Source organism: Klebsiella sp. RHBSTW-00215, assembly GCF_014103785.1.
Taxonomy (GTDB): domain Bacteria; phylum Pseudomonadota; class Gammaproteobacteria; order Enterobacterales; family Enterobacteriaceae; genus Klebsiella.
The window spans coordinates 5,067,691-5,082,901 of record NZ_JABXQS010000001.1 but is presented as its reverse complement, the minus strand read 5'-3'; the positions used below and the strand labels follow the sequence as shown (position 1 = coordinate 5,082,901).

Genomic DNA, 15,211 nt, shown 5'->3' with positions numbered 1-15,211 from the left:
ACAATTTAGCAACCTATCATGGCGCGATTGAACCAAATGATACATATTCAGGTCTTAGGTCAGCTAATGACACGAGGACTCTATGCTGCGCTCAATCGCTACCGTCTCCATCTCCGGCACCTTACCCGAAAAGCTGCACGCGATTGCCGCGGCGGGTTATCAGGGCGTCGAAATCTTCGAAAACGATCTGCTCTATTATACGGGTACGCCGAGCGATATCCGTCATCTGGCAGCTGATTTAGGGCTAAAAATCACGCTTTTTCAACCCTTTCGTGATTTTGAAGGCGCCAGCCGCAGTCAGTTCGAAGCGAATCTGGAACGTGCAAAGCGCAAATTCGCGCTAATGCATGAACTGGGCTGCGACACTATGTTGCTGTGCAGCAACGTCCAGCCGGATTGTTCCGCCGACGTTGAGCTACAGGTCGCGGACCTGCGTGCGCTGGCTGAACTGGCGGAGCAAGAGGGCATAGCTATTGGCTATGAGGCGCTGGCCTGGGGTACGCACGTCAACCGCTGGCATCAGGCCTGGGAGCGGGTCAAAAGCGTTGACAGCCCGGCGCTGGGCATTGTGCTCGACAGCTTCCATGTTCTGGCGCGCGGCGATACGCTCCAGCGTCTGCCGGAAGTCCCGGCAGAGAAAATCACCTTTGTGCAGATGGCCGACGCGCCGCTGATGAAGATGGATATTCTGGAATGGAGCCGCCATTTCCGCTGCTTCCCCGGTCAGGGGCAGTTGCCGCTGGTGGATTTCGCCTGCGCGCTAACCCGCTGTGGCTATCGCGGCCCGTGGTCGCTGGAGATTTTCAATGATAGCTTCCGCGCCTCACCCAACAATGTGACGGCGAAAGATGGCTATCGTTCTTTGCTGTGGCTGGAAGAGCAGACCCGCCAGCGGTTACCGCAGAGCAGCGTGCCGTTGTTCGTGCCTCCTGAACTTCCTGAGTACGCCGGGCTGGAGTTTATCGAGTTCGCCGCGAATCCGGCGGAGGCTAAAGGGCTGGGACAGCGGTTGGCGCAGCTTGGCTTTGCCGAAGAGGGAACGCATCGCTCAAAACGCGTCTCCCTCTGGCGCAACGGTGGGGCTCGGGTGGTCGTCAACGCGCAACCGCACAGCTGGGCCGATCATTTTCACCAGCGCCATGGGGTGTCATTGTGCGCGATGGCGCTGCGCGTCAGCCAGAGTGAGGCGATTGTCGAGCGCGCCCGCGCATACGGGTATGCCACCTGGCAGGGAGACGCAGGGCCGAATGAAAGCCCGATCCCGGCGATTTGTGCCCCGGACGGCAGCCTGATTTATCTGATTGAGATGGGTGATGATATTTACACCCGCGATTTCCATCTGTGCGCCGACCTGCCTCTGCGCGACGATTACCTCGGAATCGATCATCTGGCGCTGGGTATGGAGGCGGACAGCCGAGATAACTGGATTATCTTTTTCCGCACCGTATTTGGCTTCAGCCTTGAGCACGAACAAACTCTGCCGGACCCGTACGGGCTGGTGCGCAGCCTGGCGGTGCGCAGTCCGCAGGGCGATATTCGTCTCGCATTAAATATCTCGCAAAGTCGCGCCACGCAGATTGCCCGCTCGGTAGCCTGCTATCAGGGCGCTGGCCTTCAGCACGCGGCCTTTGCCTGTCGTGATTTACCCTCCACGCTTGAAAGCCTGCCGCAGGTCTCCGTCAACGCGCTACCTATCCCAGCGAACTACTACGAGGATCTGCTGGCCCGTTTTGGTGAGAGCGACCGCGTTAACATGCTAAAGCGCCTGCAAATTCTCTATGACCGCGATGGCAGCGGCGGCGAATTTCTGCATCTCTATACCCGTCCCTTCTCCGCAGGACGTTTTTTCTTCGAATTGACTGAGCGACGCGAGGGTTACGCACTTTATGGTGCTGTAAACGCAGCGGTACGCTTGTCAGCAATGCAGTACACCGAGTAATGTAGCAGATGGTTCACAACGCAACAGCACAAACACAATAACAACACGTATCTGTACTCTATGACAGGAAACGACTATGAACTCTTATAGCCAAAATCAGGCGACGGCGGGCGCAGCCAACGGCGTGCGACCTTCCCGGCGGCGTATCGGCATTCTTGTGCTGCTGGCCGTCGGCACAATGATCAATTATCTCGACCGTACGGTGTTGGGGATTGCCGCACCGCAGCTGACCGCCGAACTGGGTATCGATGCCGCGGTGATGGGGATCGTCTTCTCCGCTTTTGCCTGGACCTACGCGCTGGCGCAGATCCCCGGCGGGATCTTTCTGGACCGCTTTGGCAACAAAATTACCTATTTTCTGGCGTTGACCCTGTGGTCGCTATTTACCATGTTCCACGGTATGGCGGTGGGCCTGAAAACGCTGCTGCTGTGCCGCTTTGGTCTTGGCGTCAGCGAAGCGCCCTGTTTCCCGGTGAACAGTCGGGTGGTGAGCGCCTGGTTCCCGCAGCAGGAGCGTGCAAAAGCGACGGCGGTTTATACCGTCGGCGAATATCTCGGGCTGGCCTGCTTTTCACCGCTGCTGTTCTGGATTATGGGCAGCTTCGGCTGGCGGGCGCTGTTTATTAGCGTCGGCGCGGTTGGTGTGCTGTTTGCCCTGGTGTGGTGGCGTAATTACCGCGAGCCGCATGAGGATAAGCATCTTAATCAGCAGGAGCGCGAGCATATCGTCAACGGCGGCGGAATGACGACCGGAGCGGAACAACACACCGCGTTTAGCTGGCCGCTGATTCGCCAGCTGCTGGCTAAACGGCAGATTCTTGGCGCCAGCATCGGGCAGTTCGCCGGTAATACGGTGCTGGTGTTCTTCCTCACCTGGTTCCCGACCTATCTGGCGACCGAACGCCATATGCCGTGGATCAAAGTTGGCTTCTTCGCCATTATGCCGTTTCTCGCGGCGGCGGGCGGCGTGATGTTCGGCGGTTGGGTTTCGGACAAATTGCTGAAAGCTACCGGCTCGGCAAACCTTGGACGCAAGCTGCCTATCGTTGCCGGTCTGCTGATGGCGAGTACCATTATTTCCGCCAACTGGCTGACCAGCGATCTGGCGGTCATCCTGGTGATGTCGTTCGCCTTCTTTGGTCAGGGAATGGTCGGTCTGGGCTGGACGTTAATTTCTGATATCGCGCCAAAAGGGCTCGGTGGCCTGACCGGCGGCTTATTTAACTTCTGCGCCAACCTTGCCGGGATCCTGACGCCGCTGGTCATCGGTTTCATTGTGGCCGCCTCGGGTAACTTCTTTTACGCGCTTATCTACGTTGGCGGCGCGGCGCTGCTGGGCGTAGCGGCCTATCTGTTTATTTTGGGCGACGTTAAACGTATCGAACTTTCGCAGTAACATTTTGCAGTAACTAAAGGAGCAGGGGATGGTGATTAGTGGTAATACGCGACTGATAGCGCATCTTGGCTACCCAACCGCCAAATTTAAAGCGCCGATGATTTATAACCCGTGGTTTGCCCATCAGCAGGTTGACGCCAAAGTGGTGCCGATGGGCGTGAAGCCAGAGGATTATGCCGCCTTTGTGCCGATGCTATTTAAGATGACCAATATTATCGGCGCGCTGGTCACTATGCCGCACAAAATCGCCACCTGCGAGCTGGTCCAGCATATTAGCCCGACGGCGGCGATTGCCGGAGCCTGTAACGCGATTCGCCTTGAAGCCGACGGCAGCCTGAGCGGTGATATGTTTGATGGTGAGGGGTTTGTTCTTGGCATTCAGCGTAAAGGTTTCGTGACACAAGGAGCGCGAGCGCTGGTGGTTGGCAGCGGCGGCGTAGGCTCGGCCATTGCCGCTTCGCTGGCGGCGGCGGGCGTTAGCGCGCTGACGCTGTACGACGCTCGTTCGCAGACCGCTGAAGCGCTGGCTGAGCGTCTGCTTGCGCACTATCCTCAGTTGGATATTACCCTGATGCAGCGCGACCCGCAGGGGCACGATCTGGTGGTTAACGCGACGCCGCTGGGAATGAAAGAGGGCGATCCGCTGCCGCTGGATCCACAACGTCTGACGCCGGGAACCTTTGTCGGCGAAGTGGTGATGGCCCAGGAGTTCACGCCATTATTGCTGGCGGCACAGGCGGCGGGATGCCCAATCCAGCGCGGTACCGATATGCTGTTCGAGATGATCCCGGCCTATTTGCGCTTCTTCAACCTGCCGGTGGCAACTCCGGAACAGCTGCGAGAGCTGGCGGAAATTCGTTACTGAAACGGGATGGATCCAGTTAATATGTCGCTATATTTATTAATATATAGCGATTGTTATGATTACCACCTCTTTAACGCTGCTGGCGGCGGGAAGCCTGAAAAGGGCTTTTATCCCGCTGCTGGCAAGCTTTCAGCAGCAAACCGGCATCCCGGTCGATGTTCATTTTGGACCTGCAGGCCTGCTGCGCGAGCGCATTGAGGCCGGGGAACCCTGCTCCGTTTTCGCTTCCGCCAACACTCAACATCCGCAGGCGCTGCGTCAGGCCGGGCTGGCCGGAGAGTGCCACTTATTTGCCCGTAATCAGCTTATGCTGACCGCCAGGCGCAGCGTGGAAACCGACGAGCGGGACTGGCTGGCGCTTCTCAGCGACCCGGTCTTGCACCTGGCGACGTCAACACCGGGCTGCGATCCGTCGGGTGACTATACTTGGCAGCTTTTTTCCCTGATTGAACAACGTTGCCCCGGCGTAGGTGGCGCCATTATGGCTCGCGCGCAGCAACTGGTAGGGGGACGAGACTCTCTGACCATACCTGCCGGTGAAACCGCCGGAGCGTGGCTGATTCGCGAAAATTTAACCGATCTATTTATTGGCTATGCGCATTACGCTACGCAGATGACGGCGTGCGATGACCTGCGTACCCTGGCCATACCGCCGTCGTGGAATATTCGCTGCGACTATCAGCTGGCGCAGATTGAACAGAGCCCCGGAGCGCAGCAACTGTGCCGCTTTATCCTCGGCGTGGAGGGCCAGCGCTTCCTGAAAAACGCTGGTTTTTTAGCTATCAACGATGAATGGTAAACTGCGGGGCCAGCAGCGGAACCGCCGATCCGGGATGATTGATTTTGCGCACCGGCAAACCATAGGCGCGCTGAAGGTTCTCTTCCGTCAGCACGTTGGTGGATTCGCCTGCCAGCCATTGCCCATCCGGCAACAGAAGCAAGGTATGGCTTGCCACCTGCAGAGCATGGGTCGGGTCGTGAGTGGTAAACACCACGGTGCGCCGCTGGCGATGGGCGAGGTCGCTGATTAATTGCAGTACCACCTGCTGGTTGGCCAGATCCAACGCCGAGCAGGGCTCATCCAGCAGGATATTCTGGCTGGCTCCCACCAGCGCCCTGGCGATCAGCACCAGCTGCTGCTGGCCGCCGGACAGCGAACGAAACACCTTACCGGCCAGCGACGCGATGCCGAGCTGCATCAGCGCCTCCTGCACCTGGCGCTCATCTTCCGCTGACGGCTGAGCGAACAGATTGACGTGGCGGGCTCGCCCCATCAGCACTACATCGCGCACCTGCCAGCTAAAGGCCGGGCGAAAAGATTGTGGCACAATGCCGATACCGCCCTCACAGGTAAACTGACCGCCGAGCGGCGTCAGTACTCCGGTCAGAGTATCAAGCAGGGTGCTTTTACCGCGCCCGTTTGCGCCGAGCACCGCCCAGATATCGCCGGAACGGCACTGTAAACTCAATGGAGCAAACAGCGGCTGGCTATGACCATATAACAGGTCGGTTAAACGCAAGGAAAGCGTCATCAGAATGCCCCTCTGCGCCGCGAATGTACTAGCAGATAAGTGAACAGCGGCGCGCCAAGCAGAGCGGTAATAATACCAATGGGGATCTCGGCCTGGGTTAACGTGCGGGCAAGGTCATCGACGACAATCATAAAACCGCCGCCAAGCCAGAAGGCGGTCGGCAGTAAACGCCGATGATCGGCCCCCACCAGCAGCCGCGCCAGATGCGGAATAACCAGTCCGACCCACGCAATGCTGCCGCTCACCGCCACCTGGGAAGCCACCAGCACCGCGCAGCACACCAGCACGCCACGGCGCAGAGCGGTAACGGAAACCCCCAGCCCGCGAGCGTCTTTGTCCTCCAGCGCCAGCAGATTAATCCGCCAGCGCAGCTTAAAGAGCACCGCCGCCGCGCAGCCCACAGGAATTGCCATCATCAGCACTTTGTGCCAGTTGGCAGTGGCAAAACTACCCAGCAGCCAGAAAACAATGTTTGGCAGCGTTTCTTCGGTATCGGCCAGGTACTGCATCAGGCTCACCAGCGCGGCAAAAAAGCCGCTGAGAATAATCCCTGAGAGGATCAGCACCAGCGTGCTTTCCCGCCCCTGAAGCGCGGCAATCAGGTACACCAGAATCAGCGCGGCAAGACCGAAGAAAAAGGTTGAGGTCATCATCAGCAGGGTATTGAGCCCCAGCAGAATCGCCAGCGTACCGCCAAAAGCCGACCCGGAGGTGACGCCGATAATATGCGGATCCACCAGCGGATTCTGGAACACGCCTTGCAACGTGGCTCCGCACAGCCCCAGCGCGCCGCCGGCCAGCAGCGCCATCACGATCCTTGGCAGCCTCACCGACCAGACCACCTGTCCGGCCACGCCGTCAACGGGCGAAAGATGCGCCAGCTGGCGGAAAACTTCCGCCAGGCTTAACGGGTATTGACCAAAACAGATTGAAGCGACGGCAATTAACAGCGTAACCAGCGCGAGGGTGCATTGTACCAGGGCCGGGTGGCGATTACTGAGCATCCGGTGTCCACTTCACGCGATAGAAACGCTGATAGTAATCCTGCGCTTTCGCATCAACATCGACGTTGTTATAGCGGGACGGGTAGAGCTTTTTCGCTATCCACAGTTCGCCAATAGCCAGCGCTTCCGGCATCGGGTAGCCCCAGGCTTTGGCGTATTCCGGCATCAGCCACACGCGGTGGTTCTTCACCGCGTCAATGCTTTGCCACTGCGGGTCGTTCTGGATCTGTTTGACCACCTCCGGGTAGCGGTCCTGGACAAAAATCACCTCCGGGTTCCACTGCAGCACCTGCTCCAGCGACACCTGACGTGCGCCTTTCACGCTGGCGGCAGCCACGTTCAGCGCCCCGGCGTGCGTCATCATCAGGCCGGTATATTTACCCGAACCGTAGGTATTAAGATCCGGATTGGCCATATATACCCGTACCCGCTGATTTTCCGGGATATCGGCAACCGGCGCGTTGGCTTTTTCCCGTGCGCTAAAGGTGTAGTTAATCAGGTCTTCAGCCTGAGTTTTGCGATCAACCACATCGCCAATCAGGCGGATGCCCTGTTTCAGGCCCTCGTTGTAGGCCTGCTCTTCATCGGCCATCGTCGGGTTCATTTTGTTTTTCTCACCAGCGGCATCCTGGCGCAGCGAGACGGCCACCACCGGGATCCCGGCGTTTTGAATCTGCTGGATCATCGCCTGCGGCGCATAGTTGGCGACAAACACTACCTGCGGATGCAGAGCCAGCAGGCTTTCGATATTGACCTGAGTCAGATCGCCCGGCATCGGCAGTTTCTCAATGCCCGGCATGAAGCGGGCAAACTGCGGGCCGAGCTGCTTTTTCCAACTGCTCATCACGCCGACGATATCGTCAGCAGCGTTAAGCTGCACCAGCAGGTTTAAGGTCTGGTGCTGAAGCACCACGGCGCGGGTGACGTGGTCGGGGAGGGTGACCTCGCGGCCCAACTGGTCGGTGACGATGCGGTCAGCAAAGGCCTGACCGGCGAACAGACTGGCGCTTAGCAGCGTCAGCGCCAATAAAAAACGCGGTTGTTTTGACATGGAATGGCTCAGTTGCGTAAAGGGAATCGCTATGTATTAGAGTACATAGCGACGCCGATCGCAATTGCTAGCAGGCCATTTACCCCTTCAGGACAGGGTTATTCGTAAAAAACTTCTTCATCGGCCATGCGTTCTTCGAGCTGGCTAACCACTTTTTGCAACGAGGCGAGATACTTTTGTGCTGCCTGTTCAATGGTCATTGCCTGGGCCATATATACCAGGTTCAGGCAGCCGACAACCCGCTGCTGGCGGCGGACGGGCAGCGCAATCGAGGCAATTTTCTCCTCCTGCTGCCAGCCGCGAAAGTTTTCGCCATAACCGTTGTGCCGGGTGCGTTCGAGAATGGCGGCCAGCTTTTCCGGCTCCCGCGCCAGCTGGTACTCCGCTTCCGGGCGTGCGGCCAGCATCTCGATGATTGGGCTTCGTTCGTGTTCCGGCGCGAAGGCCAGCCAGGTTAATCCGGAGGCGGTCAGCAGCAGCGGCAGGCGGCGGCCTACCATCGCCCGATGGAAGGAGAGGCGGCTGAAGCGGTGGGTGGTTTCGCGTACCACCATGGCATCCACATCAAGAGTCGTGATGTCGGTGGGCCATAAAACCTCCCGCAAAAGCTCACCAAGCAGCGGCGTGGCGAGGGCAGAAATCCAATGCTCGTCACGAAATCCCTCACTTAATTGCCGAACTTTGATCGTCAATCGAAAGCTGTCATCCGAGCGGCTGCGGCGAACATATCCCTCATCTTGTAACGTTTCCAGTAGTCGTCTGACGGTGGTGCGATGCAGGCCGCTAAACTCAGCCAGGGTGCCGACCGTCGCGCCTCCGTCGAATTTATTTAACAAATTTAATAACAATAACCCGCGGCTTAATCCGCGTACCGTCTTGTAATCCGCTGACGAATTTTCGCTCATATCGCCTCGATAAAAATCATTTTAAACAATCATGTGCACCTGGTGCACATCTAATGATGTTTTGATTGTAGCGCAATTTAGCAACTCTATACTGACCTCACTATAAAAATATATTCACATTTAATTAACAAATTACCGCGTTGTTGATGTTTTCCCGATAGCGGCAATTTGACCGAAGCGTGAGGTTTTGAAATGACAACATCTAATCCTGATATCCAACCGGTCGTGCAGCATACCGCCCAGGTGGCGATTGCCGGTGCTGGCCCTGTTGGTCTGATGATCGCCAACTACCTGGGGCAAATGGGCGTCAGCGTGCTGCTGATTGAGAAGCTGGATTCACTGATCGATTACCCCCGCGCCATTGGTATCGACGATGAGGCGCTGCGGGCGATGCAGGCCGTCGGACTGGTGGACAACGTACTGCCGCACACCACGCCGTGGCACGCCATGCGCTTTCTGACTCCGAAAGGGCGCTGCTTCGCCGATATTCAGCCGATGACCGACGAGTTTGGCTGGTCGCGGCGTAACGCTTTTATTCAGCCGCAGGTGGATGGGGTGATGTATGACGGCCTGAGCCGCTTCCCCCACGTGCGCTGCTTGTTTTCCCGCGAAGTTGAAGCCTTCAGTCAGGATAGTGACGGTGTCACGTTAAACCTACACGGCAGCAATGGTGAGCACGAAACCGTACGCGCCGACTGGCTGGTAGCCTGCGACGGCGGTGCCAGCATTATTCGCCGCGCGCTGAATATTCCCTTTGAAGGGAAAACCGCGCCGAATCAGTGGATTGTTATCGATATCGCTAACGACCCGCTTGCCACTCCGCATGTCTATCTGTGCTGCGACCCGGTGCGCCCGTACGTCTCCGCCGCGCTGCCGCACGGGGTACGCCGTTTTGAATTTATGGTGATGCCAGGTGAAACCGAGGCCCAGTTGAGCGAGCCGGACAATATGCGCAAGCTGCTGAGCAAGGTGCTGCCGGACCCCGATAACGTCGAGTTGATCCGCCAGCGCGTCTATACCCATAACGCGCGCATCGCCGAACGCTTTCGCGTGGATCGCATACTGCTGGCGGGCGACGCCGCGCACATCATGCCGGTCTGGCAGGGACAGGGTTACAACAGCGGAATGCGCGATGCCTTCAATCTGGCGTGGAAGCTGGCGCTGGTGGTGAACGGCCAGGCCGGAGAGTCGCTGCTCGATAGTTACCAGCAGGAGCGCCGGGACCACGCGAAAGCGATGATCGACCTGTCGGTCACCGCCGGTAACGTCCTGGCGCCGCCGAAACGCTGGCATGGTGCGGTACGCGATGGCGTTACCTGGCTGCTCAACTACCTGCCGCCGGTCAAACGCTACTTCCTCGAAATGCGCTTCAAGCCGATGCCGCAGTATCAAGATGGCGCGCTGCTGGCGGAAGGCGAAGGCAAAAATTCCCCGGTCGGCAAGATGTTTATCCAGCCGAAGGTCACGCTTGAAAACGGTGACGTCACGCTGCTGGATGAGGTGATTGGCGCGAACTTCGCCATCATCGGCTGGGGCTGTAACCCGCAATGGGGGCTGAGCGATAAGCAGATTTCCCGCTGGCGCGCCGCCGGAGTGCGTTTTATCCAGGTGGTGCCGGAGGTACAGATTCATTGCGACCAGGACAACGTGCCCGGCGTCATTCGCCTCGGCGACACGCAAAACCGGCTGAAAAGCTGGTTTGCGCAGCACGATACCGCCATCGCCGTTGTGCGTCCGGACCGCTTCGTCGCCACCGTGGCGATACCGCAAACCCTGGGCAATAAGCTTGATGCGCTGGCGAGCAAAATGCAGCTGGCATCCGCGCAACCCGCAACAACGATTGAACAGGTGGCCTGATATGAATGCTTATCTTCACTGTCTCTCGCATACCCCGCTGGTGGGCTATGTTGACCCGGAGCAGGCGGTGCTGGACGAGGTCAACGGCGTGATTGCTGACGCCAGGGCGCGAATTGCCGCCTTCGACCCGGAACTGGTGGTGCTGTTTGCCCCCGATCACTACAACGGCTTTTTCTACGACGTGATGCCGCCGTTCTGCTTAGGCATTGGCGCAACCTCTATTGGCGATTTCGCTAGCGCCAGCGGCGAGCTACCTGTGCCGACGGCGCTGGCAGAGGCCTGCGCTCACGCGGTGATGAAAGACGGTATCGACCTGGCGGTCTCTTACTGTATGCAGGTGGATCATGGCTTTGCGCAACCGCTGGAGTTTCTGCTCGGCGGGCTGGATAAGCTGCCGGTTCTGCCGGTGTTTATCAACGGCGTGGCGACGCCGCTACCGGGGTTTCAGCGCACCCGGATGCTGGGCGAAGCCATCGGCCGCTTTCTCACCACTCTCAATAAACGCGTACTTATCCTCGGTTCCGGCGGGCTTTCGCACCAGCCGCCGGTCCCGGAGCTGGCGAAGGCTGATGCGCATATGCGTGACCGGCTGCTGGGCAGCGGCAAACAGCTGCCGCCGGACGAGCGTGAACTGCGCCAGCAGCGGGTGATCAGCGCAGCGAAGCAGTTTATTGATGACCAGAATTCGCTTTATCCGCTCAATCCTATTTGGGACAACCGCTTTATGAGCCTGCTGGAGCAGGGGCGGCTGGCGGAGCTGGACGCCGTGAGTAACGAAGAGCTGTCGGCGATGGCGGGTAAATCGACGCACGAAATTAAAACTTGGGTAGCCGCCTTTGCTGCGCTATCCGCTTTTGGCAACTGGCGCAGCGAAGGCCGCTATTACCGACCCATCCCCGAGTGGATTGCCGGATTTGGCTCGCTGAGTGCCGCCACGCAGAACTGAATAAAAGGGAGAACATATGAGCTATCAACCACAAACCGAAGCCGCTACCAGTCGTTTCCTCAACGTTGAAGAGGACGGAAAAACCTTACGCATTCACTTTAACGACTGCGGTCAGGGCGATGAAACCGTGGTCCTGCTGCACGGCTCCGGCCCCGGCGCTACCGGCTGGGCTAACTTCAGCCGCAATATCGATCCGCTGGTCGAGGCGGGCTACCGGGTGATTCTGCTGGACTGCCCCGGCTGGGGGAAAAGCGACTCTATCATCAACGGTGGTTCCCGTTCTGATCTCAACGCTCGGGTGCTGAAAAGCGTCGTTGACCAACTGGATATCAGCAAAGTGCATCTGCTGGGCAACTCCATGGGCGGTCACAGCGCGGTGGCCTTTACCCTGAGCTGGCCGGAACGCGTTGGCAAACTGGTGCTGATGGGCGGCGGAACCGGCGGCATGAGCCTGTTTACGCCGATGCCGACGGAAGGGATCAAGCTGCTTAACGGCCTGTACCGCGAACCGACCATCGAAAACCTGAAAAAGATGATGAATATCTTTGTTTTCGATACCCGCGATCTGACCGAAGCGCTGTTTGAAGCGCGCCTCAACAATATGCTGTCGCGGCAGGATCATCTGGACAACTTTGTCAAAAGCCTGGAGGCCAATCCGAAGCAGTTCCCGGACTTCAGCCCGCGCCTTGGCGAAATCAGCGCCCGGACCTTGATCGTTTGGGGGCGTAACGACCGCTTTGTACCGATGGACGCCGGGCTGCGTCTGCTGGCAGGCATTAACGACTCTGAACTGCACATCTATCGTGACTGCGGCCACTGGGCGCAGTGGGAACACGCGGAGAGCTTCAACCAACTGGTGCTCGATTTTCTGGCGCGGACCTAAGGAATCATCATGACCACGTTATCTCTTGAACAACTGGCGCAGCGGCTGCGAGAGGCCGAAACCCAAGGGCAGGCCATTGAACCGCTGCGCGATATTCTCGGCGTCGACAACGCCGAAGCCGCCTACGCCATTCAGCGGCTCAACGTCCAGCACCACGTCGTCATGGGGCGCCGGGTAGTGGGGCGTAAGGTCGGACTGACCCATCCCAAAGTGCAACAACAACTGGGCGTTGACCAGCCGGACTTCGGCACCCTGTTTGCCGACATGTGCTACGGCGATAACGCCAATGTGCCGTTCTCCCGTGTTTTGCAGCCGAAAGTGGAGGCCGAAATCGCTCTCGTACTTAAACACGATCTGCCGCATGCCGACACCACCTTTGATGAGCTGTACGCCGCTATCGACTGGGTGCTGCCCGCGCTGGAAGTGGTCGGCAGCCGCATTCGCGACTGGTCGATTGGTTTCGTTGATACGGTAGCTGACAACGCTTCCTGCGGCGTCTACGTGATCGGCAGCCCGGCGCGCCAACCGGAGGGGCTGGATCTGAAAAACTGCACCATGCGCATGACCCGCAATCAGGAGGAAGTCTCCAGCGGACGCGGTAGCGAGTGCCTCGGTCATCCACTGAACGCGGCGGTATGGCTGGCGCGCAAAATGGCCAGCCTTGGCGAGCCGCTGCGGGCGGGCGATATCGTGCTGACGGGTGCGCTGGGGCCGATGGTGGCGATTAACGCCGGCGATCGTTTTGAAGCCCATATTGAGGGTTTAGGTTCAGTGGCGGCTAGTTTTGTCGCCGGAGAGGAAGGCAGTCATGCGTAAACGTAAAGTCGCGATTATCGGCTCCGGCAATATCGGTACCGATTTGATGATTAAAATTCTGCGCCACGGGCAGCATCTGGAGATGGCGGTGATGGTTGGCATCGACCCGGAATCCGACGGCCTGGCCCGCGCCCGGCGCATGGGCGTCGCCACCACCCATAAAGGTGTCGGCGGTCTGATGCAGATGGCGGAATTTGCCGACATTGATTTTGTTTTCGACGCCACCAGCGCCGGGGCGCACGTGAAAAACGACGCCGCGCTGCGCGAAGCCAAACCGGGAATTCGCGTTATCGACCTGACCCCGGCGGCTATCGGTCCGTACTGCGTACCGGTGGTCAACCTTGATGCCAATCTGCAACAGGGCAACGTCAATATGGTGACCTGCGGCGGCCAGGCGACCATCCCGATGGTGGCGGCGGTTTCACGGGTAGCGAAAGTGCACTACGCGGAAATCATTGCCTCTATTGCCAGCAAATCCGCCGGTCCGGGGACGCGAGCCAATATTGATGAATTTACCGAAACCACCTCACAGGCCATTGAAAAAGTCGGCGGCGCGGCGAAGGGCAAAGCGATTATCGTGCTGAACCCGGCGGAGCCGCCGCTGATGATGCGCGACACCGTTTATGTGTTAAGCGAAATGGCGTCGCAGCAGGAGATCGCCGCCTCAATCGAGGCGATGGCGGCGGCGGTGCAGGCCTATGTGCCGGGCTACCGCCTGAAACAGCAGGTGCAGTTTGAAGTGATCCCGGAAGATAAGCCGGTGAACCTGCCGGGCGTTGGCCGCTTCTCCGGCCTGAAAACATCGGTTTATCTCGAAGTCGAAGGGGCAGCGCACTACCTGCCAGCCTACGCGGGTAACCTCGATATTATGACCTCGGCGGCGCTGGCAACGGCGGAGAAAATGGCCCAGGCAATGAACGGCGCAGCGGGAGAAGTCGTATGAACGGTAAAAAACTCTATATCTCAGACGTGACCCTGCGCGACGGGATGCATGCTATTCGCCATCAGTATTCACTGGATAATGTCCGCCAGATTGCCCGGGCGCTGGATAGCGCGGGGGTCGATTCAATAGAAGTGGCGCACGGCGACGGCCTGCAAGGCTCCAGCTTTAACTACGGATTCGGCGCGTACAGCGACCTCGAGTGGATTGAAGCGGCGGCGGAGTCGGTCAGCCAGGCGAAAATTGCCACTTTGCTGCTACCCGGTATCGGCACCCTGCACGACCTGAAAAACGCGTATCAGGCCGGGGCGCGGGTGGTGCGCGTAGCCACTCACTGCACCGAAGCGGATGTCTCGGCACAGCATATCGCCTTCGCTCGCGAGCTGGGCATGGACACCGTTGGTTTCCTGATGATGAGCCATATGACCACTCCGGAGCAGTTGGCACAGCAGGCGCTGAAGATGGAATCCTACGGCGCGACCTGTATCTACGTGGTCGATTCCGGCGGGGCGATGAATATGAACGACATTCGCGATCGTTTTCGCGCCCTGAAGGCGGTGCTGAAACCGGAAACTGCTACCGGGATGCACGCGCACCATAACCTGAGCCTCGGCGTTGCCAACTCCATCGCCGCGGTGGAAGAAGGTTGCGACCGCATCGATGCCAGCCTCGCGGGAATGGGGGCCGGAGCGGGCAACGCGCCGCTGGAGGTGTTTATCGCCGCGGCCGACAAACTCGGCTGGAACCACGGTACCGATCTCTACGCCTTAATGAACGCCGCCGATGAGCTGGTGCGCCCGCTACAGGACCGTCCGGTGCGCGTTGACCGCGAAACGCTGGCGCTGGGCTATGCCGGGGTGTACTCGAGCTTCCTGCGCCATAGCGAAGTGGCGGCGGCGCGCTACGGCCTGAGCGCGGTGGATATTCTCGTCGAACTCGGCAAGCGGCGGATGGTAGGCGGTCAGGAAGATATGATCGTCGACGTCGCGCTGGACCTGCTTAATCGTAACAAATAGAAGAAATGCGTGGCTGGCAACGTATCAGCCGCCATTCACCTGCTCCGATTATCCGGATATC

14 protein-coding genes are annotated in these 15,211 nt (G+C 58.7%); 10 read left to right on the top strand and 4 right to left on the bottom strand.

Annotation, left to right across the window (positions count from 1 at the left end; genetic code table 11):
• Positions 1 to 82 precede the first annotated feature (82 nt).
• From HV127_RS24240 to HV127_RS24225, 4 genes are all read left to right on the top strand, one after another.
• On the top strand, positions 83 to 1,939 hold the full coding sequence (locus HV127_RS24240) for a sugar phosphate isomerase/epimerase and 4-hydroxyphenylpyruvate domain-containing protein (protein WP_182239368.1): 1,857 nt from the start codon (positions 83 to 85) through the stop codon (positions 1,937 to 1,939).
• A 76-nt stretch (positions 1,940 to 2,015) separates the two neighbouring features.
• Positions 2,016 to 3,335, top strand: coding sequence for an MFS transporter (locus tag HV127_RS24235; RefSeq protein ID WP_182239366.1), 1,320 nt, complete (start codon positions 2,016 to 2,018; stop codon positions 3,333 to 3,335).
• Between the two features lie 28 nt (positions 3,336 to 3,363).
• Entirely contained in the window at positions 3,364 to 4,200 is an 837-nt protein-coding gene (locus HV127_RS24230) for a shikimate dehydrogenase (RefSeq protein ID WP_182239364.1), read from the top strand.
• A 55-nt stretch (positions 4,201 to 4,255) separates the two neighbouring features.
• A complete protein-coding gene (locus HV127_RS24225; RefSeq protein ID WP_228727496.1) occupies positions 4,256 to 4,999 on the top strand; it encodes a substrate-binding domain-containing protein in 744 nt (247 codons plus the stop codon).
• Here the strand turns inward: HV127_RS24225 and HV127_RS24220 are convergent.
• The 4 genes from HV127_RS24220 to HV127_RS24205 form a co-directional block, all read right to left on the bottom strand.
• On the bottom strand, positions 4,983 to 5,732 hold the full coding sequence (locus HV127_RS24220) for an ABC transporter ATP-binding protein (RefSeq protein WP_182239362.1): 750 nt from the start codon (positions 5,730 to 5,732) through the stop codon (positions 4,983 to 4,985). The genes HV127_RS24225 and HV127_RS24220 overlap by 17 nt on opposite strands.
• Positions 5,732 to 6,736 carry an iron ABC transporter permease gene (locus tag HV127_RS24215; protein ID WP_182239360.1) on the bottom strand — a complete coding sequence of 335 codons (1,005 nt, stop codon included), beginning with the start codon at positions 6,734 to 6,736 and terminating at the stop codon, positions 5,732 to 5,734. Before HV127_RS24215 ends, HV127_RS24220 begins: the two co-directional genes overlap by 1 nt.
• Positions 6,726 to 7,787, bottom strand: coding sequence for an ABC transporter substrate-binding protein (locus tag HV127_RS24210; RefSeq protein ID WP_182239358.1), 1,062 nt, complete (start codon positions 7,785 to 7,787; stop codon positions 6,726 to 6,728). Before HV127_RS24210 ends, HV127_RS24215 begins: the two co-directional genes overlap by 11 nt.
• A gap of 98 nt (positions 7,788 to 7,885) precedes the next feature.
• Positions 7,886 to 8,692: a DNA-binding transcriptional regulator gene (locus tag HV127_RS24205; RefSeq protein WP_182239356.1), complete on the bottom strand. Its 807-nt coding sequence runs from the start codon at positions 8,690 to 8,692 to the stop codon at positions 7,886 to 7,888.
• 192 nt (positions 8,693 to 8,884) lie between these two features.
• On the opposite strand from HV127_RS24205, the gene HV127_RS24200 reads away from it, so the two are divergent.
• The 6 genes from HV127_RS24200 to mhpE are packed head-to-tail and all read left to right on the top strand — an operon-like array spanning position 8,885 to position 15,150.
• Positions 8,885 to 10,549, top strand: a complete 1,665-nt coding sequence (locus tag HV127_RS24200) for a bifunctional 3-(3-hydroxy-phenyl)propionate/3-hydroxycinnamic acid hydroxylase (protein WP_182239354.1) — start codon at positions 8,885 to 8,887, stop codon at positions 10,547 to 10,549.
• Between the two features lies 1 nt (position 10,550).
• The gene (mhpB, locus tag HV127_RS24195; protein WP_182239352.1) at positions 10,551 to 11,495 is read left to right on the top strand and encodes a 2,3-dihydroxyphenylpropionate/2,3-dihydroxicinnamic acid 1,2-dioxygenase; all 945 of its coding nucleotides are present in this window, start codon (positions 10,551 to 10,553) and stop codon (positions 11,493 to 11,495) included.
• Positions 11,496 to 11,511: 16 nt separating this feature from the next.
• On the top strand, positions 11,512 to 12,378 hold the full coding sequence (gene mhpC / locus HV127_RS24190; protein ID WP_182239350.1) for a 2-hydroxy-6-oxonona-2,4-dienedioate hydrolase: 867 nt from the start codon (positions 11,512 to 11,514) through the stop codon (positions 12,376 to 12,378).
• A gap of 9 nt (positions 12,379 to 12,387) precedes the next feature.
• Positions 12,388 to 13,194: a 2-keto-4-pentenoate hydratase gene (gene mhpD / locus HV127_RS24185; protein ID WP_182239348.1), complete on the top strand. Its 807-nt coding sequence runs from the start codon at positions 12,388 to 12,390 to the stop codon at positions 13,192 to 13,194.
• Positions 13,187 to 14,137 (top strand): acetaldehyde dehydrogenase, encoded by a 951-nt coding sequence (gene mhpF / locus HV127_RS24180; RefSeq protein WP_182239346.1) that lies wholly within the window; start codon positions 13,187 to 13,189, stop codon positions 14,135 to 14,137. The genes mhpD and mhpF overlap by 8 nt, the downstream gene beginning before the upstream one ends.
• Complete coding sequence (gene mhpE / locus HV127_RS24175; protein ID WP_182239344.1) at positions 14,134 to 15,150, top strand: 4-hydroxy-2-oxovalerate aldolase; 1,017 nt, start codon at positions 14,134 to 14,136, stop codon at positions 15,148 to 15,150. The genes mhpF and mhpE overlap by 4 nt, the downstream gene beginning before the upstream one ends.
• Positions 15,151 to 15,211 lie beyond the last annotated feature (61 nt).